The organism is Desulfovibrio sp. TomC (assembly GCF_000801335.2).
Lineage (GTDB): Bacteria > Desulfobacterota > Desulfovibrionia > Desulfovibrionales > Desulfovibrionaceae > Solidesulfovibrio.
In genome coordinates this window covers 64248-87180 of record NZ_JSEH01000016.1, presented here as the reverse complement: position 1 = coordinate 87180, position 22933 = coordinate 64248, and the positions used below count along the sequence as shown (strand labels likewise).

18 protein-coding genes and 1 pseudogene are annotated in these 22933 nt (G+C 63.3%); 11 read left to right on the top strand and 8 right to left on the bottom strand.

Going from position 1 to position 22933, the window contains the following annotated elements; translation table 11 throughout:
• Nucleotides 1-70: 70 nt before the first annotated feature.
• Nucleotides 71-367, bottom strand: coding sequence for an SH3 domain-containing protein (locus NY78_RS15340; protein WP_043637761.1), 297 nt, complete (start codon nt 365-367; stop codon nt 71-73).
• Nucleotides 368-480: 113 nt separating this feature from the next.
• Between NY78_RS15340 and NY78_RS15335 the strand changes: the two genes are divergently transcribed.
• The 3 genes from NY78_RS15335 to malQ all read left to right on the top strand — a co-directional run bounded on the left by NY78_RS15335 (nt 481) and on the right by malQ (nt 5166).
• Nucleotides 481-1320, top strand: a complete 840-nt coding sequence (locus NY78_RS15335) for an MBL fold metallo-hydrolase (protein WP_043637760.1) — start codon at nt 481-483, stop codon at nt 1318-1320.
• An 82-nt stretch (nt 1321-1402) separates the two neighbouring features.
• The gene (gene glgB / locus NY78_RS15330) at nt 1403-3325 is read left to right on the top strand and encodes a 1,4-alpha-glucan branching protein GlgB (RefSeq protein WP_043637759.1); all 1923 of its coding nucleotides are present in this window, start codon (nt 1403-1405) and stop codon (nt 3323-3325) included.
• Between the two features lie 335 nt (nt 3326-3660).
• Complete coding sequence (gene malQ, locus NY78_RS15325) at nt 3661-5166, top strand: 4-alpha-glucanotransferase (protein ID WP_043637758.1); 1506 nt, start codon at nt 3661-3663, stop codon at nt 5164-5166.
• 83 nt (nt 5167-5249) lie between these two features.
• Here malQ and NY78_RS15320 read toward each other — a convergent pair whose 3' ends face one another.
• From NY78_RS15320 to NY78_RS15305, 4 genes are all read right to left on the bottom strand, one after another.
• Nucleotides 5250-5861 carry a hypothetical protein gene (locus NY78_RS15320; protein WP_043637757.1) on the bottom strand — a complete coding sequence of 204 codons (612 nt, stop codon included), beginning with the start codon at nt 5859-5861 and terminating at the stop codon, nt 5250-5252.
• A 122-nt stretch (nt 5862-5983) separates the two neighbouring features.
• On the bottom strand, nt 5984-8158 hold the full coding sequence (locus NY78_RS15315; RefSeq protein WP_082140061.1) for a sensor domain-containing diguanylate cyclase: 2175 nt from the start codon (nt 8156-8158) through the stop codon (nt 5984-5986).
• Between the two features lie 255 nt (nt 8159-8413).
• Nucleotides 8414-9211 (bottom strand): hypothetical protein, encoded by a 798-nt coding sequence (locus NY78_RS15310; RefSeq protein WP_043637752.1) that lies wholly within the window; start codon nt 9209-9211, stop codon nt 8414-8416.
• Between the two features lie 26 nt (nt 9212-9237).
• A complete protein-coding gene (locus tag NY78_RS15305; protein WP_043637750.1) occupies nt 9238-10410 on the bottom strand; it encodes an NAD(P)/FAD-dependent oxidoreductase in 1173 nt (390 codons plus the stop codon).
• A gap of 140 nt (nt 10411-10550) precedes the next feature.
• Here NY78_RS15305 and NY78_RS15300 point away from each other — a divergent pair, with 140 nt between their 5' ends.
• Nucleotides 10551-11210, top strand: coding sequence for an HAD family hydrolase (locus NY78_RS15300; protein WP_043637747.1), 660 nt, complete (start codon nt 10551-10553; stop codon nt 11208-11210).
• 222 nt (nt 11211-11432) lie between these two features.
• Here NY78_RS15300 and NY78_RS15295 read toward each other — a convergent pair.
• Nucleotides 11433-12499: pseudogene (locus tag NY78_RS15295) on the bottom strand (tRNA(5-methylaminomethyl-2-thiouridylate) methyltransferase).
• Between the two features lie 215 nt (nt 12500-12714).
• Here NY78_RS15295 and NY78_RS15290 point away from each other — a divergent pair.
• From NY78_RS15290 to NY78_RS15265, 6 genes are all read left to right on the top strand, one after another.
• Nucleotides 12715-13020: a hypothetical protein gene (locus NY78_RS15290; protein WP_043637745.1), complete on the top strand. Its 306-nt coding sequence runs from the start codon at nt 12715-12717 to the stop codon at nt 13018-13020.
• A 199-nt stretch (nt 13021-13219) separates the two neighbouring features.
• A complete protein-coding gene (recA, locus tag NY78_RS15285; protein WP_043637743.1) occupies nt 13220-14296 on the top strand; it encodes a recombinase RecA in 1077 nt (358 codons plus the stop codon).
• Nucleotides 14297-14751: 455 nt separating this feature from the next.
• Nucleotides 14752-17397: an alanine--tRNA ligase gene (gene alaS, locus NY78_RS15280; RefSeq protein WP_043637742.1), complete on the top strand. Its 2646-nt coding sequence runs from the start codon at nt 14752-14754 to the stop codon at nt 17395-17397.
• A gap of 359 nt (nt 17398-17756) precedes the next feature.
• A complete protein-coding gene (locus tag NY78_RS15275; protein ID WP_043637739.1) occupies nt 17757-18854 on the top strand; it encodes a nicotinate phosphoribosyltransferase in 1098 nt (365 codons plus the stop codon).
• Nucleotides 18855-18869: 15 nt separating this feature from the next.
• Complete coding sequence (locus tag NY78_RS15270; RefSeq protein WP_231584012.1) at nt 18870-19418, top strand: cysteine hydrolase family protein; 549 nt, start codon at nt 18870-18872, stop codon at nt 19416-19418.
• Nucleotides 19419-19424: 6 nt separating this feature from the next.
• Nucleotides 19425-20123: a CatA-like O-acetyltransferase gene (locus NY78_RS15265; RefSeq protein ID WP_053062241.1), complete on the top strand. Its 699-nt coding sequence runs from the start codon at nt 19425-19427 to the stop codon at nt 20121-20123.
• A 102-nt stretch (nt 20124-20225) separates the two neighbouring features.
• Here the strand turns inward: NY78_RS15265 and NY78_RS23190 are convergent, their stop codons facing one another.
• Together NY78_RS23190 and NY78_RS15255 are read right to left on the bottom strand one after the other, a co-directional pair.
• Complete coding sequence (locus NY78_RS23190) at nt 20226-20750, bottom strand: hypothetical protein (RefSeq protein ID WP_053062240.1); 525 nt, start codon at nt 20748-20750, stop codon at nt 20226-20228.
• Between the two features lie 345 nt (nt 20751-21095).
• Nucleotides 21096-21947, bottom strand: a complete 852-nt coding sequence (locus tag NY78_RS15255; protein ID WP_047960223.1) for a DUF169 domain-containing protein — start codon at nt 21945-21947, stop codon at nt 21096-21098.
• Nucleotides 21948-22239: 292 nt separating this feature from the next.
• Here NY78_RS15255 and NY78_RS15250 point away from each other — a divergent pair, with 292 nt between their 5' ends.
• Nucleotides 22240-22722 carry a methyltransferase family protein gene (locus NY78_RS15250; protein ID WP_043637735.1) on the top strand — a complete coding sequence of 161 codons (483 nt, stop codon included), beginning with the start codon at nt 22240-22242 and terminating at the stop codon, nt 22720-22722.
• Nucleotides 22723-22933: the final 211 nt, after the last annotated feature.

The window sequence follows — 22933 nt, the reverse complement described above, 5'->3', positions numbered from 1 at the left end:
CCCAAATGCAAGAGCCGGGCGGAGACTCTCCGCCCGGCTCTTGCATTTGCCCGGTGTATCGAAAAAATGCTTAGGGATTGCGCAGATAGTGGGCGTCCATCCAGCCTGTGGCCCCGGATTCGAGCAAGGTCACGCGAGCCCAGCCGTTCTGATATTCGTACACCCGCACGGCCTGGCCGCGAAACACCACGGTGCGCACATCGCAGCTCGTGGACGGGCAGCTGCGGATATACACCGATTCGACGCTGACCACCCGGACATAGCCGGCGGAGGGCGGCGGGGTCAGGTCAATGGAGACGCTGCAACCGACGCTGACGACGGCGAGCAGCAGGAGCAGGGCAAAGGCCGGCAACAGACGTGTTTTCATAGAGTCCCCCTTCTGCATCAGTGTACGGATTTTGTTGTACAATGTGCCCGATGTCAGGGGGTCTGTCCAGGAATACCTTGACTTTCGGCTACAGTTGAGGCCACTCGCTTCCTATGGAACTCACGGTCCTTATCGACAACAACACGCTGACCGACAACTATCTGCTCGGTGAGCCGGCCTTGTCGCTTTATATGGAAGAGGGCGGGACCCGGGTGCTCCTTGATTGCGGCTACTCCGACGCCGCCTGCCGCAACGCCGCCCGGCTCGGCATTGATCTGGCCGCCATCGACGCGGTGGCCCTGTCCCATGGCCACAACGACCACACCTGGGGCCTTGTGCCCCTCGTGGCCTGCCTGACCGAACAGGCCGCCAAGGGACATCCTGGCCGCAAACCCCGGCTGGTGGCCCATCCCGAGGCCCTGGCCCCGCGCCGGATCGCACCCGGCGAACCCATCGGCTCCCTGCTTGGCTGCGAAGCCCTGGAACAGTGTTTTGACCTCACCCTGTCCGCCGACCCTGTGCCGCTGACCGATCGGTTGCTCTTTCTCGGTGAAATTCCCCGCCTGCTGCCCTTTGAGACCGCCCGCCCCATCGGTGAACGCCACGGTCTCCAGGGCCTTGTGCCCGACGAGCTGCCCGACGACACCGCCCTGGCTTACCGCAGCGACGACGGGCTGGTCATCATCACCGGCTGTTCCCACGCCGGCATCTGCAACATCGTCGAGCATGCCCGTCGGGTGACCGGCGTGCGCCGGGTGGCCGCCGTCATCGGCGGACTGCATCTGCTCGCCAATGACCCGGCGCTTTTTGCCGCCACCGCCGACTACCTGCACCGGGCCGGTCTGGCCGCCCTCTATCCCTGCCATTGCACCGGACTGGCTGCAAAGCTGGCCCTGGCCCGGATTGTTCCGGTCCATGAGGTCGGCTCCGGGCTGCGTCTTTCTTTCGCCTGAATTTCCCCCGCGTTGCCCCAAGCCGCCATTTGGCTTATCTTTCCCGGATCAGCCTGGGTTTGGTCAGAGCAAGGAGAATCCCATGTGGGACACAACCCCGCCCCGTCACGATATTTCGCGCCTTACCGAACACGATATCTACCTGTTTAAGCAGGGGAACCACTTCGATCTGCCCGACAAGCTCGGCTCCGCCCTGATGACCGTGGACGGCCAGCCCGGCGCCCATTTCGCGGTCTGGGCGCCCAATGCCAAAGCCGTCTCCGTGGTTGGCGATTTCAACGGCTGGGAACCCGAACGCCATCCCATGGCCGTGCGCCACGATGCTTCGGGCATTTACGAATGTTTCATCCCGGGACTCGGCAAGGGCGCGCACTACAAGTACCACATCACCTCCGCCGTGGCCGATTACCGGGCCGACAAGGGCGACCCCTTCGCCTTTTACTGGGAAACCTCGCCCAACACGGCCTCCATTGTCTGGGACCTTGACCACGCCTGGAACGATGCCGCCTGGATGGCTTCGCGCCAGGACAAAAACGGTTTTGCCGCGCCCGTCTCCATCTACGAGGTCCACCTCGGCTCCTTTCGCCGCGTCCACGAGGACCGCTACCGCTCCCTGTCCTATATCGAGATGGCCGACCACCTGACCGAACACGTGCTGCGGGCCGGCTTTACCCACGTCGAGTTCCTGCCCATCATGGAGCACCCCTTCTTCGGCTCCTGGGGCTACCAGACCCTGGGCTACTTTGCCCCGACCAGCCGTTTCGGCACGCCGCAAGACTTTATGACCCTCATTGACCGGCTGCACCAAAACGGCATCGGCGTGGTCCTCGACTGGGTCCCCTCCCATTTCCCGGCCGACGGCTATGGCCTGTCTTTTTTCGACGGCACCCATCTCTTCGAGCACGCCGATCCCCGCAAGGGCTACCATCCCGACTGGAACTGTTACATCTTCAATACCGGCCGGTTCGAAGTCCGCGCCTTCCTTATTTCCAGTGCGCTCTTTTGGCTCAAGCACTACCACATCGACGCCCTGCGCGTGGACGCCGTGGCCTCCATGCTCTACCTCGACTACTCCCGCCGCGAGGGCGAATGGATTCCCAACAGTCATGGCGGCCACGAAAATCTGGAAAACATCGACTTTTTGCGCCGCTTGAATGAAATGACCTACACCCGCTTCCCGGACACCGAAACCATGGCCGAGGAATCCACCTCCTGGCCCATGGTCTCGCGCCCGCCCTACCTCGGGGGCCTCGGGTTCGGCATGAAGTGGAACATGGGCTGGATGCACGATACCCTGGCCTACTTCGCCTTCGACCCCATCTTTCGCAAATACCACCACGGCCAGCTTACCTTTGCCATCTGGTACGCCTTTACGGAAAATTTCGTCCTGCCCCTGTCCCACGACGAAGTGGTCTACGGCAAAGGCAGCCTGCTCTCCAAGATGCCCGGCGACGACTGGCGGCGCTTTGCCAACCTGCGCCTGCTCTACGGATTCATGTACGGCCACCCCGGCAAGAAGCTGCTCTTTATGGGCGGCGAGTTCGGCCAGTGGCAGGAATGGAACCACGACGCCGAACTGCAATGGGAACTCCTCGAATCGCCGCCCCACCAGGGCATCCTGCAATGGGTGGCCGACCTCAACCGTCTGTATCGCACCGAGACGGCCCTGCACGAACGCGACTTCAAGGCCGAAGGCTTCGAGTGGATCGATTACCGCGACACGGAAGCCAGCGTCCTGGCCTTCCTGCGCCACGGCAAGACACCCGGCGACATGGTGCTCGTGGTGCTCAATTTCACCCCCGTGCCCCGCGAGAACTACCGCGTCGGCGTGCCCGTCCCGGGGCTTTGGCGCGAACTCGTAAACAGCGACGCCCGCAGCTACGGCGGCTCGGGACTCGGCAACGCCGGAGCCGTCATGGCCGACACGATCGAGAGCTTTGGCCGGCCCCATTCCCTGACCCTGACACTGCCGCCGCTCGGCGCGGTGTTTCTGAAGCCGGCGTAGGGGAGGGACATTCGGGACGCTGTCCCGGACCCTGCTGGGGCGTTGCCCCAGACCCCACCAGGGCGTTGCCCTGGACCCACCGGGGGGATCATCCCCCCGGACCCCCGGATAGGGGCGAGGGAGAGCGGTAAGCGGGTTGGGCGCATGGCCGGGGTGGGGGCGCGTCGAAGATGGGGTATTTCGTGCGGGCTTGCTGCCTGACCATGAAAATGTAATTTTGATCCCGTTAAAAGTTTTGGGGAGTGTCGGAGTTGGGACGGACCCATTGCTGCGGGCCGCTGGCCCGGGGTTCCCTCCCCCACATTCTCTCCTTTATTCCCACAAAAGGAGCCACCATGCAGCGTAGAGCCAGCGGCGTGCTCATGCACATCACCTCGCTTCCGTCCCGGTTCGGTATTGGCGACTTCGGTCCGGGGGCGCGGCGGTTCGCCCGATTTTTGACCCAGTCGTCCCAGTCGTACTGGCAGATTCTGCCGCTGACGCCGACGTCGACCTATATAGGCAATTCGCCCTACAGCAGTGATTCGGCCTTTGCCGTGAATCCGCTCTTGATCAGCCCCGAGCAGTTGGTTGCGGACGGCTGGTTGACGACGGAGGAGATCGAGGCGGCGGCCGTGGCGGGAAATCCGGCCGTGGCCGATTACGAACAGGCGCAAGTGAAGAAAGACGCCCTGTTGCGGCTGGCTTTTGGCAAGAACCGGGAGCGGGTGGGGCTGGATGCCGGCTTCACGATATTTTGCCGGGACGAAGCCGGCTGGCTGGATGATTACGCCCTGTTCCGGGCGGCCAAGCGGGAGCATGGCGAGGCCGGGTTTGGCGATTGGCCCAAGGCGTTGCGCGACCGCGACGCCAGGGAGCTGTCCGCCTTGTCCCAGCGCATGGCCGAAGAGATCGAGTATGTCCGGTTCGTGCAATATCTGGCTGACGGGCAGTGGAAGGCGCTTCGGGCCGAACTGCGCCAGGCCGACATCCAGGTCATTGGCGACATGCCCATTTATGTTACCGAGGACAGCGCCGACGTCTGGGCCAATCCCGGCCTGTTCAAGCTCGGTCCGGACAGGCGGCCGGTCCTGGTGGCCGGCGTGCCGCCGGATTATTTCAGCGAGACAGGGCAGCGCTGGGGCAATCCGGTCTACGATTGGCCGGCCCATGAAGCGAGCGGCTTTGCCTGGTGGCTGCGACGCATGGAGCGCACCCTGGCCCTCTATGACATCGTCCGTCTGGACCATTTCCGGGGCTTTGAGGCCTATTGGGAGATCCCGGCCAGCGAGAAGACGGCCGTTCGGGGCGAGTGGGTCAAGGCTCCGGGCCGGGCGCTTTTTACGGCCCTGACCCGGCGGTTTCCGGCCCTGCCGCTCATTGCCGAGGATTTGGGCGTCATTACCGCCGAGGTGCGCGAACTCATGCAGGATTTCGGCTTTCCCGGCATGCGCGTGCTTCAGTTCGCCTTTGGTTCAAGCCTCGCCGTGAACCGCGACGCGCCGCATAATTACAGCCGAAACAGCGTGGCCTACACCGGCACCCACGACAACAACACCACCCTGGGCTGGGCGCGCAGCGAATCCGGCAGCGAGGCTCTGGAGTCGCTTTACGCCTATCTCGGCCGGCAGATTCCCCATGAGGAAGTGCCTTGGGCCTTGCTGCGTCTGGTCATGGCCAGCGCGGCCTCCAAGGTGGTCGTGCCCATGCAGGATCTTTTGTGCCTGGGCGAGGGCGCGCGCATGAACATGCCGTCGGTGGCCAAGGGCAACTGGAGCTGGCGGGCCGTGGACGACCAGTTCGAGCCGGCCATTGCCGCGCGGCTGAGGGCCATGACCGGAATTTTCGGCCGCAACCATTGAGATTGGTTTTTTTGCCGGGCACGGCCAGACGGGACAGCGATATGCGTGTGTCCCGTCTGGCCGTGCTCTTTTGGGCGGTCCGTCTATTGGATCCGGTGATCCGGCGCGGCAGGCTTGCCGTCAAAGGGCGAGCGCTGCTCGGGGGAGGCTGCCGGCAGGGTGATGTTCTTGCTGATCTTGTCTTTTTCGTAGAGCTTGACCAGGGCGTCGATATCCACGTTGTCCAGTTCCAACCGCTTGGCCGCAGGGCCGGGGACGGCCCCGGAATAATAGGCGAGTTTGAGGGACCCCGTGGCCGCGTTGGCCTTGAGCTTGATCTTGACCTTGCCTTTGCGCCAGCGCAGCACCTCGGACCCATCGTCCATGGCCACGACCGGCTGGCCGTATTGCTCCACAAGCCGCTTCACCATGGCCTCACGTTCAATCAGGCCGTCCAGGCGGACAAAGGCTGCAAACAGTTTGCCCGAGGCAAAACCGTAGACCACCACCGGCGCTTGGCCGTTTAAACGGTAGCTCTCGGCAAGATTGACGGCATAGGTGACGTTGCCGTCTTTTTTCAGGGGCGTGAAAGAGGGCAGGGTGGCCAGGGGCGTGCCGAAAGCCGTTCCTGCAAATCCATCGGGCTGGCGCGCCATGGCCGTCCCTCCCAGCATGACGCACATCGCCAGGGCGATGAAAACGAATATCCCGCGCATATCCCCTCCTCACTTGGTATTGTCTTGCAGTAGCGTACCCTGGTCGACGAGCGCAAGCCGGATCGGCCCCAAATTCGAGACCATAGGGCAACAGGGCGTCGCAGGAGCGTGCAGGGAGCGTCTTACCTGGGTGCGTCCTTGGCGGCGGACGCTGCGCCTGCTGGTTCAATAAGGCGGACACTGACCCTGTCCCGGCCGTTATGCTTGCTTTCATACAGGGCCATGTCCGCATTCTTGATGAGAATGCCCATATCCCCGTCGGCCCTGGGCAGGATCGAGGAGACCCCCAGACTGATCGAAACGATTCCTTTTTCAGAAGCAGCATGCTCAATGGCAAGCGACTGCACGGCAAGGCGCATGGATTCAGCAAGTTTGCAGGTTGATGCAAGCGTGTCGCAGGTAATGACAGCGAATTCTTCGCCTCCGTAGCGGGCGACGACATCACTGCTCCGTTTTGCATGTTCCAGCAGCACGCCGGCGACAAGGCAGAGGCAGGTATCCCCCGACTGATGGCCGTAGTTGTCATTGTATCTTTTGAAATAATCTATATCAATCAGGATGAGCGAAATAGGGTGCTGGAGCCGGGCATATTCTCGCCATATATCCTCAAGACGTTTGTCGAAGTGCCTTCGATTGTATACTTGCGTCAATCCATCGACTGTGCTGATCTTTTGCAGTTCTTCATTTGCTTTCTCAAGATGCAGCGTGCGTTCTTTGACCTTGTCTTCAAGTTCGCGCGCGTAGTTTTCAAGCTGCCGGTAGGCTGTGCTGATATCCTGCGTCATTTGATTAAAGGAGCGCGCCAGCTCGCCAAGATCATCCTTGGCGACGATGTCGATAGACATGCCGTATCGTTTTTGACCGACCTCGGAAATTCCTCGTGACATTTTCCGTATCTGGCGAGTGTTCTGGAGTGCATACCAAACTGCGACGGAGATGCTCAGAAGGGCCAGAACCGCCGAGACGGCTATAAGCGAGTAGAGGGTGTCTCGCTGAAGGATATTGATTCTGCCAAGAATATGATCTTTTACTTGAAAAACTTCTTCCTCTGGAACAATTGCCACAAGATAGAGGGCCTCTTTTGTTATTGTAGGGCCGTTTCCCGCCCAGGCATTGTGGCCAAGCATGCGCTTGATGGAGATGAACTGGCCATTTTCCTGGCCGTCGTCGAACTGGTATGTTGCGAAATTTTGGACCCCGCCAATATTTTTGGCAATGTCAGCCAGCTCGGGGAGTCGGCTGTCTCTGAGAGTATAGCGGGAAATTGCAACGCCTGTTGCCTCGCCAGTGCTTCGCGACAGCTGCAGTTTTTCCGCGATGGCGTCTGTGACGCCCAAGACGTTGCCGTCGCTTTGCACGAGAAATGCGAAGCCGGTCTCGCCGATTTTCTCCTCGCTGACAATGTCCAGGATGTTTTTGATGTTGTAGTCCACGGCTGCTGTGCCGAAATTTGCCGTCCGGGCCGCATTCCAGAGGGGGGCAAAGAACGTGACCATCAGGCCTGTCCCGCCGGCGTCTTCATAAAGGGGCGTTACGGTGACCTGGCTGCGAAAATTGCCGATGGCGAAATCAGGGGTCGCAAGCCACCCGTTCCAGGCCTCGACAACGCCGGGAAAGAAATGGTCCCACCAGTTTTCCGCGTTGTGCCCCGGATATAGTCGGTCAAATATTTCCGGCATTTGCGCCCAGGGGGTCATGATCATGACTGGCGTTTCCTTGGGACCGCAGAGGTAATACCAGCCTTTGTCCACGCCGTTTTCTCCGATAACCTGCATGAGCATCTGGATTGGCGACATGAGGGCCACGTATTCTTGGGTGGCTCGGTTTATCGAGCCGACGGCGTCGTGAAGGTAGCCCCAGACGCTTAGGCTGATGTTGGTTTCGGACTTGGCAAGGTTTGACCAGTTCTTTTCAGAATTGTACACAAATCCATGGTTGATCCATGGATTTGTTTTTATTTCGCTGTCGATGTCGCGAGACGCTTTTTTATCAATCAATTGTTGGGCGGCTGCGCGCAAGATGTTCAGTTCGTCAAGTACTGTATTGATTTTGAATAAGACTTTCTCGGAAATATCAGTGCTTTTAACCTCAAGCATTTTGGTGTAAATGATGTTGAGAGAGCTTCCAGTCGTGTTTTCAACGCTGTTGTTGAGTGCATGCATCTTGTAAATGAGCAGCGTGATGGATATGATTGAAAAAAGTATGATGGGAACTGTTGATAATAGAACAATTTTTAACGTAAATAGTGATTTGTTCAAAGATTCCGTCTCCCTTGGGGTCGCTTCGTCGGCAGACATTTCCCATCCAGTATGTATGCCTCACATGAATTGCGCGCGAAAGCAAGGTTGTCTTCTTTTCCGTCAGCGGCAACGTCAGAGAGGCGTCAATGCATTCGTTCCCTTTGTTGCGTTGCCGGGATGATCTCGGGCTTGACTGCTTTGCGGACGCATCCCTTGAAGCTGCGTTGTCTTCGGAACCGGGAGGACTCCAGGCGCTTCCGGGCCAGACAGCAGCAGAGGATTTTGGGGGGGACAACGCCCCGCCCCGACGGGTTAAAACAGCGGCCTGGGAGCCTCATTGGTCGGCACGAGCGAACCGTCTGACGGCGGAGCGGCCTCGGGTTGTTGCTGCGGTGCGGGCGCTGCAGCCGGGGCCGGTTTGGCGGCTGGGGCCGGCTTTGGCGGCTCACCCTTTATGACGCGCTTTTTGGCGGGGCCATGGGGGGCTTCGCGGGGCGGCAGCGGCTTGAGATTGGGATTTTTGGCTGGCAGCCGGAAATCCGGTCCCACGGGTTCGCCGTGAAATTCCTTGATTTTCCACAGCAGGTTTTCATCGCGCACCAACCCGAAATAACAGCTCATGACCGCCTGCCTGGCCTGCCCGGACTGACGCCAGGTCAGATCGGCCACCACCCGCACGCTGCCCCGTTCGCCCTTGACCTGGATGTCCATGGGTTCACGCCAGGCCAGATGCAGGCCCATGCGCTTTTCCTCAGCGATGACAGCAGGTAATTGTTTGGAGAGTTCGCCGCCCCGGATCGGGCGGATGGCGTTGCCGAGAAGCGGCACGTAGCGGGCGTCTTCGGTCAAAATACGCAACATGGCCTTGCCGTCGCCGCTGGCGGCGATGTCGGGATAGCGCTCCATGAAGTCGTGGATGTTTTTGGCGTCGGCCGAGTCAAACCCTGTGGGTTTGGCCGGGGCGTCGTGTTTGGGCTTGGCGGCGCACCCGGCCACAAGCGCCAGCAGGCAGCAGGCGACAACGGCCAGCAGCCGCCGGAGGGTCGCAAGCGGCGTCCGGTCCGCCCTGCGCCGGGGCAGGGTCTCATGGAAAGCAGCGTGTCGCGTCATACGCCCTCCGGGTTGGGGGTGTCCGCTCAGGCCGGTCCTTTGGCCCGGGGCAGCAGCAGCCGGTAGGAGCGCAGGCCGTGGACCATTTCGCCAAAGAGCCGGCCGCCGCATCGGACAAAGCATAAAAGCGGCAGGAAGCCCCAGGACTGGCTGGCGTAGAGCACCCGGCGCAGCCGGTGCGACCAGATGAGTTCCGGCAGGATGTCGCGGTTAAGCCCCTGGCCGTAGACCGCGGCCGGATCGGCGTTGCGGGTCAGCGCGGCGCTGACCGCCTCGCCGGCCAGTTCGCCGCTGTGCAGGGCGTAATAGATGCCCTCGCCAAAAAGGGTTTCGACCAGCCCGGCCGCGTCGCCGGCCAGCAGGGTGCGGCCGTGCCAGGGCGTTTTGATGTAGTTGCCGTACGGCAGTCCGTGGCCTTTGGCTGCGTCGGCCAGTCGCTCCGGCAGTCCGAGGAAGGCCACGAATTCCCGGAGTTTGGCCCGAAATTCCCGGCCATGCCGGGCGCTGTGCCCGCCGATGCCGATGATGAGCCTGTCGGCGTGGGGGAAGACCCAGCCATAGCCGGCCCGCAGAAAACCGGCATAGACCGTGGGATGGTCGGCCGAGAGGTCGGGATGGACGGCCCCGGCCAGAAGCGGATCGGTGCGGGGCAGGGAAAATTCCAGGGCCCCGCCCATGCCGGCCTTCCAGGCGGCGCTGTCAAAGGGGCAGGCCCGGCGCACCAGACTGGCCGCGCCGTCGCAGCCGATGACGTAGCGGCCGCGAAATTCCCGGCCGTCGTCCAAGCGCACCACGCCGGCCAGGGGATCGACAAAGGCGACATGGCTGCCCAGACGCACGTCGGCTCCGGCCCGCACGGCTTGATCGAGCAGATGCTTGTCAAACACCCGGCGGCTGGTGAAATGGAAGGGATAGAGGGTCTCGCCGCTGGCAATGATGCGGTCCCGGAAGCGGATGGCGTAGCCGGGCTGGGCGGCGTTGAACACGCCGGAAGCGAGCAGGCCTTCGGCCGTATCGCCGTAGACCCGTTCCAGCACGTCCACGGCCTTCCAGGTGAGCAGCCCGGCGCACAGCTTGTCGCGGGGAAATTCGGCCTTGTCCAGCACCAGGACGCGTACGCCCTTGCGGGCCAGCACATGGGCGGCAGTGGACCCGGCCGGGCCGGCCCCGATAATGACGGCATCGTGGGTTTCAATCATGGGGTGGGTATCGCGGCTAGAGGTTGCGGCGGCAAAGGGCCGTGCCCGTTGGTTGCCATGGAGCGTCGCCCCGTCTACACAGCCGGGGATCATACCTGCGACAAGCCCGTCGGGCAATCCGCCGGCAAGGTCAATTCGTGATGCAAAAGCCCCTGTTTGATGCGGCCGTATTCGATTTCGACGGCACCCTGGCCGAACTGGTCCTCGATTTTACGGCCATGAAGGCCCAGGTGGGCCGCGTGGCGGCTGGCTTTTTGCCCGACGTGCCCACGCCAAACGGCCTGCCGGCCCTGGAATATGTCCGGTTTCTGGCCGAGGCCATCGGTCGGGATTCGCCCCAGGCCGCTGCCCGGTTCGAGCTGTTCGCCGCCCGGGCCATCATGGACCAGGAGATCGAGGCCGCCCGCGCCGCCCGGCTCTTTGACGCCACCCGTCCGGCCCTGGCCGCCCTGGCCCGGTCCGGAATCAAGATCGGCATCATCACCCGCAACTGCCGGGCCGCCGTGGACATCGTTTTCCCCGACGCCGCCGACTTTGCCGGGGTGATCCTGGCCCGCGACGACGCCCGCCACGTCAAACCCGATCCCCGCCATCTCCTCGACGCCCTGGCGTGTCTGGACGTGCCGCCCGCCCGGGCGCTCATGGTCGGGGACCATCCCATGGACGTGGCCACGGGCAAGGCCGCCGGCGTCCGCACCGCCGCCCTGGCCAGCGGCCGCATTCCCCTGGCCGAACTGGCCCGCCACGACCCGGACTATCTGGCCGACGATGTGGCCGCGTTGGTGGTCCTGCTGGCGTAGGGGGGAGAGAAGAAGAGCGGAGGAAAAATCGGGGCGCTGCCCCGAACCCCGCCGGGGGGAGGGTAGCCCCCCGGCCCCCGGCTAGGGGGATGGCAGCCCAAGTGAGACGCCCCGCCCCTTCGAGGGCGTGCAGGCAGGCGGTGGCAGGCGAAGGACGCCGGGTAGGCTGCAAGCGGATGGGCCGGCATGGCCGGCGGCATGCCCCGGAGCGACGCCGGCCGTTTACTGCGCGCCGCGCCCGTCGCCGCAGACCTTGAATCGCTCCCGTTTCCTCTCCACCACTTCCTCCCAGGTCGGCTCGGCCCAGGGCAGGGTCGTCTGGCGCGCGGGGGTGATGATCACCGATCCCCGGGACCAGCCGGCCACGTCCACCCGCGCCGGCCCGGCAATGGCCTTGGCTTTGGGGTTAAACGAGGCCATGAACGCGGCCGCGTCGATAACGGCCGCGTCGTCCCAGTCCACGCCGGGCAGGCGTCTGGCCAACGCGAGCGGACCGGGCAGGTCGCGCACCTTAAAAAGCATATCCTCCGGGCCGACCAGGGCTTCCAGGGCGTCGTTGTCGGCCCGGTTGCGGCCAATGGCCAGCCAATGTCCCCCGGCCCAGTACTGCCGGCCGATATTGGCCAGTTCGAAATCCGCCGGCCGGGGGGCTTTACTGTGCATGAAAAGCGGCAGGAAGCGCCGGGCCGAGGCCTGTTCGGTCAGGAGACACCCCCGGCCGGCGTGGGGATTTCCTTCAAGCCATAGACCTCGGCCAGATCCATCTGGTCCTTGCGGCCCCGGCCGTTCATGCCGAAGAGCTTTTCCCGGTCAACCAACCCCGAGGTCTCCGGCTCGGTCTCGGCCAGCCGCTTGGCGCACAGCGGCCGCAGCAAAATGCCCTTGGTGTCGGAGTCGCGGATGATGATGTTCAGGGCGTCCACCCGCTGGGACATGGGCCGCTGGCCCACCACCTCGCCGGAAATGAGAAAGGTCGCACCGTAGGTGGCGAGCAGTTCCTTGGCGTGGCGCAGCATGAGGATCTTGCAATCGATGCAGGGATTCAAGGACTTGCCCAGGCCGTGGTCCGGGCCGGCCGAGAGCATGTTGACGTAGGCCTCGGACACGTCCACCGGGATGATGTCCAGGCCGTAAATGGCCTTCCAGTGCTCGATTTTGTGCGGTTTGCCGAAAAAGGGGCTGACGAAATGCAGGCCCAGGACGCGAAGTCCCTGAGCGGCGATGGTCTTGGCGGCCAATATGCTGTCGAGGCCCCCGGAAAAAAGGGCCAGGGCGTGGTATGATTTCATGCGGCGTAGCTAAAGCCTCCCGGCCGCCGTGGCAAGGGGCAATCGCCGGGCCGGGGCGTGGGGCTGCCTTTCCGGCGCAGCGAATTCACCGCATGGTCCCGGTTTTGTCACCCGTGCACAACATGGACCGTCTATCTGCTTACGGCCCGGACCGCAGCCCCCTGCGGCCGGGAAACGGGCAGGTCCGGCCCCTCCGGCCTGCGGGAGACAGCGCCATGTTAGAGCATATGCCCCCGGCCGCTTCGGCCGCTGCGATCAAGGCCCTGCGGGCCAAGCTCGACGCCCAGGAGGAAAGCCTCGCCAATTTTCAACAGGTGCTTGGAGACATCGAGTCGGTGTTCGGCCGGCTCCAGCGTTGCCTGGCGGCCTTTCACACCGGCCTTGATGCTTTGAACTGGGAAAAGAAGCGGTTGCCCATTTACAAGGCAGAGAAAAAACCAGCCTCCCGCCGGCTGTCCCGTCACCATCAGCCCGCCCCCCATCTGTCCGCCCATCCCGCCCCTCGTCGTCTTCCGTCCTGAGCCCATCGTTCGCCCTATTGGCCGCCGTCCAGATTTCTCCTGAGACGGCGGCAGGATGGCGTTGCCCAAAGGGTGTCGGGCCGGCTGAGCAGGTCGCTGTCGCCGCCGGCCCCTGGCGTCGTCGAAGTTGCCGGGCGGCAGGCTTTTTGCTAAGTGCTCTCCTTTGCGCCCCAACAATCAACGCCAGGAGCATGGCGATATGGCCCGTAAGCCCGCGTTAAGCCCCGAAGATTTCCGCAACGAAGCCCTCGCCACCGCGCTGACCACCATCGAACGCAAGCACGGGGCGGGCGCGGTCATGCGTATGGAAGATTCGGCCCACGTAAAAATTCCGTCCATTCCCACCGGCTCCATCGGCCTCGATCTGGCCCTGGGCATCGGCGGCATCCCCAAGGGCCGCATCACGGAAATTTACGGCCCGGAATCCTCGGGCAAGACCACGCTGGCCCTGCACATCATTGCCGAATCCCAAAAGCTCGGCGGCACGGCCGCGTTTATTGACGCCGAACACGCCCTGGACGTCAACTACGCCCGGCGGCTTGGCGTCAACACCCCGGAACTGCTTATTTCCCAGCCCGACTACGGCGAGCAGGCCCTGGACATTGCCGATCTGCTGGTGCGCTCCAACGCCGTGGACGTGGTGGTCATCGACTCCGTGGCCGCTCTTATTCCCCAGGCCGAACTCGAAGGCGAAATGGGCGAAACGCAAGTCGGCGGCCAGGCCCGGCTCATGTCCCACGCCATGCGCAAGCTCACCGGCACCATTCACAAATCCAATACGTCGGTGATTTTCATCAACCAGATCCGCATGAAGATCGGCATGACCGGCTACGGCAGCCCGGAAACCACCACCGGCGGCAATGCCCTCAAATTTTACGCCAGCATCCGCCTGGACATCCGCCGCATCCAGACCCTTAAGGACAAGGAAGAGACCTACGGCAGCCGCTGCCGGGTCAAGGTGGTCAAGAACAAGTGCGCCCCGCCGTTCCGCGAGGCCCTGTTCGACATCCTCTACGGCACGGGCGTGTCCCGCGAAGGCGAACTCATCGACATGGGCATCGAAGCCGGCATCGTGGACAAGTCCGGCTCCTGGTTCGCCTATGGTTCCGAACGCCTGGGCCAGGGCCGCGACAATGTCCGGGCCTTTTTGCAGGAACATACCGACATCCGCGACCAGATCGAAGGCAAGCTGCGCGAACACCTGGGTTTTGCCGAATACACACCGCCGCCCACCCCTGAAACGCCCGAAGTGATGGAAGAAGAAGACGGCATGTAGGTGAGCGGCAGGAGGAAGAGTGCCTCCGGCGGCCGGGGGGATGATCCCCCCGGACCCCTGCAAAGGGGAGAATTTTTAAAGGGTTTTTTGGAGTTGACTGGCAATCCGGTCGGCTGTGGTCCGGGGCAAGCGGAGCGTACGTCTGACGAGACCCCCCGTTGTTTTGGCGGCCAGGGCGTTGCCCCGGACCCCACATTGGGGGGGCGTGCTGCTGGCAGAGAGCTACGGCAAGACCACGGGCGCTTTATTGAACAGACTGCTCCCGCCAACTGAGCGGGCAGCGTATGAAATTTACACCCCACCCCGTACAGGGGGTTCGGGGGGGATGATCCCCCCCGATGGGGAGGGTCCGGGAGGGGCAACGCCCCTCCTGGCTCTTCGTCTTTACTTTTCGAGGAAGATGCGGGGGATGTGATTCCTTTGATCTTCCATCCCCATGCGGAGGCATAAAAACAATGATGACGGCTACCGAGATTCGCGCCAAGTTTCTGGAATTTTTCGCGTCCAAGGGACATCAGGTGGTGGCGTCGTCGCCGCTGGTGCCGCGCGAAGACCCGACGCTTCTTTTCACCAACGCCGGTATGGTCCAGTTCAAGAAGGTCTTTCTCGGCCAGGACAAGCCCGGGTACGTGCGCGCCACCACCTCGCAGAAATGCCTGCGCGTCGGCGGCAAGCACAACGACCTGGAAAACGTCGGCCGCACCGCCCGCCATCACACGTTTTTTGAGATGCTCGGCAACTTCTCCTTTGGCGACTACTTCAAAGAAGACGCCATCACCTTCGCCTGGGAATTTTTGACCGAGGTCATCGGCCTGGACAAATCCCGCCTCTACGCCACGGTCTACCTCGACGACGACGAGGCCCACGGGCTGTGGAAAAAGATCGCGGGCCTCTCCGACGACCGCATCTTCCGCCTGGGCGACAAGGACAATTTCTGGTCCATGGGCGACACCGGCCCCTGCGGTCCCTGCTCCGAGATCATGTACGACCGGGGCGAGGAAGTGGGCTGCGGCCCGAACTGCGGCATCGGCAAGTGCGACTGCGACCGCTATCTCGAAATCTGGAACCTCGTCTTCATGCAGTACGACCAGATCGAGCCGGGCAACCGCGTGTCCCTGCCGCGTCCGAGCATCGACACCGGCATGGGCCTGGAGCGCATTGCCGCCGTGGTCCAGGGCGTGCATTCCAATTTCGACATCGATCTTTTCCAGGCCATCATCGCCTCCGCCGCCACCATCGCGGGCGTGACCTACGGCGACAACGACGAGCACGACACCGCCCTGCGGGTCATCGGCGACCACAGCCGCTCCGTGGCCTTTCTCCTGGCCGACGGCGTCATGCCCTCCAACGAGGGCCGGGGCTATGTCCTTCGCCGGCTGATCCGCCGGGCCTTGCGCTTCGGGAAGCTCATCGGCCTGTCTGATCCGTTCCTCTACAAAACCGCCGGCGTCGTGGTCGACGTCATGGGCGAGGCCTTCCCGGAACTGGTCGCCAGCCGCGAATTCATGGAGCGGGTGGTGCGCGAGGAAGAAGAGCGCTTCGGTGTGACCCTGGACAAGGGTCTGGCCATCCTGGCCGAGGAACTCGACCGCATGACCGCTGCCGGCGAGACGGTCATCACCGGCGACTTCGCCTTCAAGCTCTACGACACCTACGGCTTCCCGCTGGACATCGTCAACGACGTGGCCGGCAAGCGCGGCATCACGGCCGACGAGGACGGCTACAAGGCCTCCATGGCCGAGCAGAAGGCCCGGGCGAAAAAAGCCTGGAAGGGTTCCGGCGAAACCGATCCGGCCGTGCTCTTTTTGGAGCTGCTGGAATCCGGCATGAAGTCCCGCTTTGTGGGCTATGACCAGCTGACCGCCGCCAGCCGGGTCAATGCGCTTATTTCCGCCGAAGGGCTGGCGGTCGAACGCCTGGTGGCCGGAGAAACCGGCTACATGGTCTGCGCCGTCACCCCCTTTTACGGCGAATCCGGCGGTCAGGCCGGCGATGTGGGCAAGGTGACGACCCTGACCGGCGACGTGGCCGTGCTTGGCACCATCAAGGCCGGCACAGAGCTGACGGCACACCATATCGAGGTGAAAACCGGCGAAATCCTGCTCGACCAGGAAGCCGAGCTGGCCGTGGACGCGGCCGTTCGCGCTGCCAGCGCCCGCAACCACACCTGCACCCATCTGCTCCACAAGGCCCTTAAAAACGTGCTGGGCGGCCACGTCAATCAGGCCGGTTCGCTGGTGACGCCCGACCGGCTGCGCTTCGACTTCTCCCATGTTTCGGCCATGACCGCCGAGGAACTCTCCCGGGTGGAGGACGAGGTCAACGCGGCCATCCTGCTCGACGCCCCGGTCGTGACCGAGGTTCTTGGCATTGAGGCGGCCCGGGCCAAGGGGGCCACCGCCCTTTTCGGCGAGAAATACGGCGACGAAGTGCGCGTGGTCGACGTCCAGGGCGTGTCCATGGAACTGTGCGGCGGCACGCACATCAAGGCCACCGGACAGGCCGGGAGTTTCTACATTTTATCCGAGTCCGGCGTGGCTGCCGGCACCCGGCGCATCGAGGCCGTCACCGGCGTCAATGCCATCAACCATGTGCGGGCCATGCGCGGCGAACTCGACGAGACGCTTAAAACCGTCAAGGCCAAGCCGGGCGAACTGGCGGCGCGGGTCAAAAAGCTCCTCGACGAGATCAAGGCCCTTGGCAAGGACAAGGAACAGCTGGCCGCCAAGCTGGCCTCCGGCCAGGGCCGCGACCTCATGGCCGGCCTGGAAGAGGTCAATGGCGTGCCGCTGCTGTGCGCCCGGGTGGACGCGCCAAGCGTCAAGGCGCTGCGCGAAGCCATGGACGATCTGCGCAGCAAGCTCCCCTCCGGCGTCATCGCCATCGCAGCCGAGCAGGAAGGCGGCAAGGTCAGCCTGATCGTTGCCGTCAGCAAAGACCTGCATGCCAGATTTACGGCTCCGGTGCTGATTAAGGACGCGGCCGTGGCGGTTGGCGGTTCCGGCGGCGGCCGGCCCGACATGGCCCAGGCCGGCGGCACCAACCCGGCCGGCATCGACGAAGCCCTGGCCAAGGTCAAGGCGGCCGTGGCGGGGGAGTGAGGGGAGCAGAGAAGAGAAAGAATGCCTCCGGCGGCCGGGGGGATGATCCCCCCGGACCCCTGCACTGGAAGAAGTTTTCAAGGGGTTTGCGGCGCTGGTTGTGCAGCGGTGCGCCAGCTGGCGGGTGCGCTGGATTTTTTGAGCAAGACGAAAGGCGGTTCCAAGCGGGGGCCGCCTTTTTTGCGACCCTCCGCCGGTATCGGGTGGGAGATTGCCTGAAGAAGGGCCAGCACGCCTGGAGTTGCGCTTTTCAAAGCAGGATCAGCCCCGCAGGTTTCGCTTGGCAACGCCGTGAAGGCACACTATTTGTTGAACAAATGCCTACGTAACCACAGCCTGCGCCCGATCATGGAGTCGCCATGCCGCCGCTTCCCGAAAGCCACCTGCCCTATACCGATAAGTATTTCATCCGCTCGCGCCTGATCCTTGCGCGCGAAGGGCTGAGTCCCCGGGCGACCATACAGGTCTTTTTCCGCAACGGGCCGGGCGTTCTCCAGGGCGTGGCCGAGGCGGCCGAGCTTTTTCGCGCCTACTCGCCCCTGGCCGAGCATGGCGGCACAGTCATGGCCCTGCCCGACGGCAGCCCCTTTTCGCCGCTCGAACCGGTCATGCACATCGAAGGCCCGATCCAGGATTTTATCGAGCTGGAGACCATGTATCTGGGCGTCCTGACCGCCCGCACCAGCCAGGCAAACGGGCTGGCCGCGCCGGATCTGGCGGCGGTTGCGGCCAAGGCCGGGGCCATTCGCCGGTTGGTCCCGGACAAGGGACTGATGTATTTCGGGGCCAGACACTGGCACTGGTCCATGGAGGCGGCCATCAGCCGGGCGGCCGTTGCGGCCGGGTTTGATTCCTGCGCCACGGATGCCGGAGCGGCTGCGGCTGGCCTCGCGGCTGGCGTTGGCACCATTCCCCATGCCCTCATTCTGGTTTTTGCCCACCATGTCGGACCGGAGCACGCAACGCGCGAGGCGACCCTGGCTTTTGACCGCCACATCGAACCCGAGTGCGGCCGCATCGCCCTGGTCGACACCTTTAACCACGAAATTGACGATGCCCTGGACACGGCCCGGGCCTTGGGCGACCGCTTGCAAGGGGTGCGCCTGGACACGGCCGGCGAGCTTATGGCCCAGGGCGGGACACCCTTTGACGGCCGCGCCTTTGTCACGGGCCAGGGCGTCACCGTGGCCGGCACGCTGGCTCTGCGTCGGGCGTTGGACGCCGCCGGGTTGCAACACGTCGGCATCGTGCTCTCCAGCGGCTTTGGCAATCCGGCCAAGGTGGCCGCCTTTGCCGCTGCCGAACGCGAGCATGGCCGGCTTTTTGATTCCCTGGGAATTGGCGGTCTGTTTGACGCCTGGTGCGCCACCGCCGACATCGTGCGGATCGAGGGCCGGGATCTGGCCAAGACGGGCCGGGGCTACCGGGCCAATCCGCGTCTGCAACGCATCCTTTAGCCAATGGCGGTCGCTGTGGGAAAACTGTTTGTCATCGTCGATATGCTCAATGATTTCATCAAGCCGTCGGGCAAACTGTATTTTGCCAAAGGCCAGGGCGTGGTGGACCCCATCGTCCGGCTTCGGGCCGCCTTTCGCGCCGCCGGCTGGCCGGTCCTGTATGTGAACGATGCCCACCCGGAGGATTCCGAAGAGTTTGCCTCCTGGCCGCCGCACTGCGTCATGGGCACCTGGGGGGCGCGGATCGTCGACGAGCTCCAGGCCGGCCCCGGAGACATTGTGTTCCATAAAGACGCCATGTCATTTTTGGCCCATGCCCCGGCAGAGAATCTTCTGAAGGCCTTTGGGGCAACCCATCTCTACATGGCCGGCGTGGCCACGGAATACTGCGTGCAGGCTTGTTCCCTGGACGCGCGGGCCAGGGGACTGGCTGTCACCGTGGTCCTGGACGCCATCGCCGGCGTGGACCTGCATGAAGGCGACGCCGACAAAGCCCTGGAGACCATGCGTCAGGCCGGAGTCGCGTTTACGGACACGGCAGCGCTTCTTGGGCAATTGGGCTGAGGGCGTATGGCTGCATCTGGAGAATCGAGCTGTTGTGGAGTGGGCAAGGCCATGCGCGTTATCGATCTGGACCAGTGGGAACGGAGGGAGCATTTCCAGTTTTTCCAGGGCCGGCGCAATCCCTGTCTGGCTGTCACCGCACCGGTGTCCGTCGAGAACCTGACGACCTATAGAAAGCGGTGCGCCGGGACAAAGCCGCGACTGTCGGATTGCCTGTATTACGCGATCATGCAAAGCGCCAACAGCGTGCCGGAACTGCGTTTGCGTCTGGTTGATCTGCGGCCGGTGGAGTTTGACACGGTTAATGCCGGGTTCACCTATGTGCCGCAGGGGAAAAGCCTTCATGCCAATTGCGTGGCCGGGTATGCTACGGATTTTGCCCGGTTTGCCGCCGCATTGGACGCGGCCCGGGCTGCGGCCGACCTGCGCCCGACCCTGACTCCGGCCGGCGCGGAAGGCCAGGGCCTTATTTACATGAGCAATCTGCCGGAGGTGGCCTTCACGGCCCTGTCCAACCCCTGGGGCGACCCCTGGCAGGATTCCGTGCCGCGCGTGGTCTTTGGCAAGATCGACCCTGGTCTGTTGACCCTGCCGGTGGCGCTGGAAGTGTTGCACAGCTTCGTGGACGGCCGGCACGTGAGTCTGTTTTGCGAGCGGTTGGAAGCCGTCCTGAGTGAACCGGAGGGCGTGTTTTCGGGGGTCTGACGCCTGCAAGGGGGAGGGGGCCCCGGCCCTTCCGGTCCTGTTTCGAGCGCCCTTCACACGGGAAAAACGCTGCCGATCGCTCCCTGGCTGGCTACAAACCCATCACGGCTCCTGGCTGCCCTCGTTTGCAACGTCCCTGGCCCGCAACAGAATCCAGGATTGGTGGATCATGAGCGCGGCGCTTGCGAACAAGAACAGGGCGCTGATGGAGAAGAAAATATCCTCTATGTTGTCCGTGTCGATGATGGCGTCCGGGATTTTGATGCAGGCGACGCAGATCTCCATAAAAAGGCCGAGCAGGAGATAACAAAGCCCGTATTCGTGGCAGATGTGGTCTATCCTGCTCTGAAAGGGCGTCTGGAACTCGGGATAGAGCTTGAAGATGCCCATGAACGACTGGCGTTCCTCAATAGCGACGCCGTAGCCGATGAAAATGACGCCAAGATATTCTGCAATGTTCTCAAGTTCCGAGGTATGGCTGGCCGCATCATAAATCATCGGGAGCATGACCCAAAGCGAGATGGCGGACAGCCCCGTCAGAAAGATGTTGAAGGCGATAATGCCATGGCGACTGGTTAGAGCCAGCAGGATTTTTGATAAAAAACTGAAGTGTTTGCGGGCGGGCATAGTGACCCCTGTCTCCTTGTTTGCGGCCGGATTTCTGCGTGTTCCCGTTTGCCCGTTTCGGGCGATTTTCCCGCTGCACTCCGGCCCCGGGCGTCGATGCCGGGCCGTTGCCACCGACGCGCCAGGGGCAGGCGCTGCGGCGACGGCATCGCCCGGCAGACCTGTGCGGCCTGGGCCGCTTACGCCATAAACCCAGCCAACGCCTCCAAATACACCTCCGGCTGCTCCAGATGGTGGCTGTGGCTGGCGTCCTCGATGACGACCAGCCTGGCCCCGGGGATGCGGGCGGCGAAATCCACTGTTGTCTCGGGCGTGGCTGCGTCAGAGCGGTCCCACCGCTCCCGCTCATTCCCCCCAGGCCTCCCGGCTGCGGGCGATCTTTTTTTGGACCAGGCCCCAGGTTTTGGTCGGCAGGAAGGATTCCGGCCAGCGCATAAGAAATTGCCGATAGAGGGCGTAGGGCACGGTAAAGGTCATTTCGTCGGGCTTCATGAACTTGCGGGCCGACGGGTCGCCGCAGCCGAGCACGGCCCGGGGGCGGCCTGCCGCCTGATAATGGAACAGCCAGGTGGCGATGAAGCTGCACCCGGCCCCAAAGGGCGCGGCCACGATCTCGAAATCATCGGCGACAAAGGCGGCCAGGGTGGACAGGCCGGTCAGGACCTCGCCGCGCCCGAAAAAGATCACGGTTTCCGGGAGTTCGGTCGGGGCAAAATGGGTGATGGGTTTGAGCACGCAGTATTTGGCCGGGGCCGGACGGGGGGCGAGTTCGGTGAAAAACCGGCGGGCCGAGGCCGGGGAGGGCAGGTAGCGTTCGCCGGTCACCGGGCTGCCGGGGATGCCGGTCGAGACGTAGCAGGTGATAAATTCCAGTTGGGGCGCGTGAAAACCCAGGTAGAAGGAACCGCCGGGACAGCCGTAGTGTTCGGCGTCAAACCAGGCGGCCGCGCGCTTTTTGCGGGCCAGCCAGAGCTTGCCCATGACGCAGGAAAAATGGCCCCAGACGGCGCCCCAGTCCACCTCTCCCCGGGCCTCGCGTTCCAGGGACAGCGGCGGGCCGGCATCCGGGAAAAACCCGTCGACCGGTTCGCTGTCGGTGTAAAAAAGACCATATGGCTCTTCGGTCAATCCCAGGGCGGCGAGCAGCTTGTCCAGGGACGTTTCGGGCAGGGACGGATCGGGGAAGGTGTCGGGCATGGCGACCTCCGGCGGGCGATTTGCGCGCCGGGACAGGTCAGGTTCAGGTCCGGCGCTGGTGTCGAAAGGCCAGAAAACTCCCTTTGGGAAAACGTGGGCGCAGCAAGCGCGCGGGGGGGGGGGGCGGCCTACCCCGTGTGGGAGCAATGCTACCATGCAAAGCCCCGGGAGCGGTAGTGGGCTTTGGCCCGGGTCGGAAATCCGGCTTGTCCGGCAGCGTGCAGGGCGGCGGCAGGCTTGACAGGCGGCGAAAATTTGGGTGCAACCGAGTCATGACCTTGGAGGTGGGGCCATGAATCGTTGGGGTATGGGAACCATGCTGTACCGGGCCACGATCTGCTATGCGCTGTTGGCCATTTTTTACGACACCATCCTCATTGCCTCGTTTTGCGACCGGCTTGTGCCCGAGCGGCTGGCCCTGGCCGGAGCCGGCGTGCTGCTTTTTCTGGGCCTAGTCGTCTATGCCCTGGGCACCTTTTCCGTCTACAAGGCCATTGACGCCGGACAGCTGGCCACGCGCGGCATTTTTGCCGTGGTGCGCCATCCCCTCTACGCCGCCTGGGTCTGGTGCATTGTGCCGGGGCTGGCGCTGATGCAGGGCACGCTTCTCTCCCTGCTCACACCGGTTGTGGCGGCGATAATCTACCGCTTGTGCATTCCCCACGAGGAAGCCTGGCTGCTTGGGCGCTATGGCGAGGAGTACCAACGCTACTGCCGGCGCGTGGGCGGCATCGTGCCCAAATTCAGCCGGTCGGGTGAGCCTTCGGCCGGCTGAGGCAACGTCTTTGCCGGTGGCCGGGGGCATCCTTCCGGTCATCGGAGCAGCCGTGGTTGCCGTCAAGCCTCGGCTCGGGCTGTTTCCGGCCCACAACCGACCCGTTTGACACCCCCCGTCCAAAACCCCCTAAAAAACCTCTTCCCGCTGGGGGGTCCGGGGGCCTCAGGCCCCCGGCCGCCGGAGGCACTCTTTCTCTTTTCTCACCCAA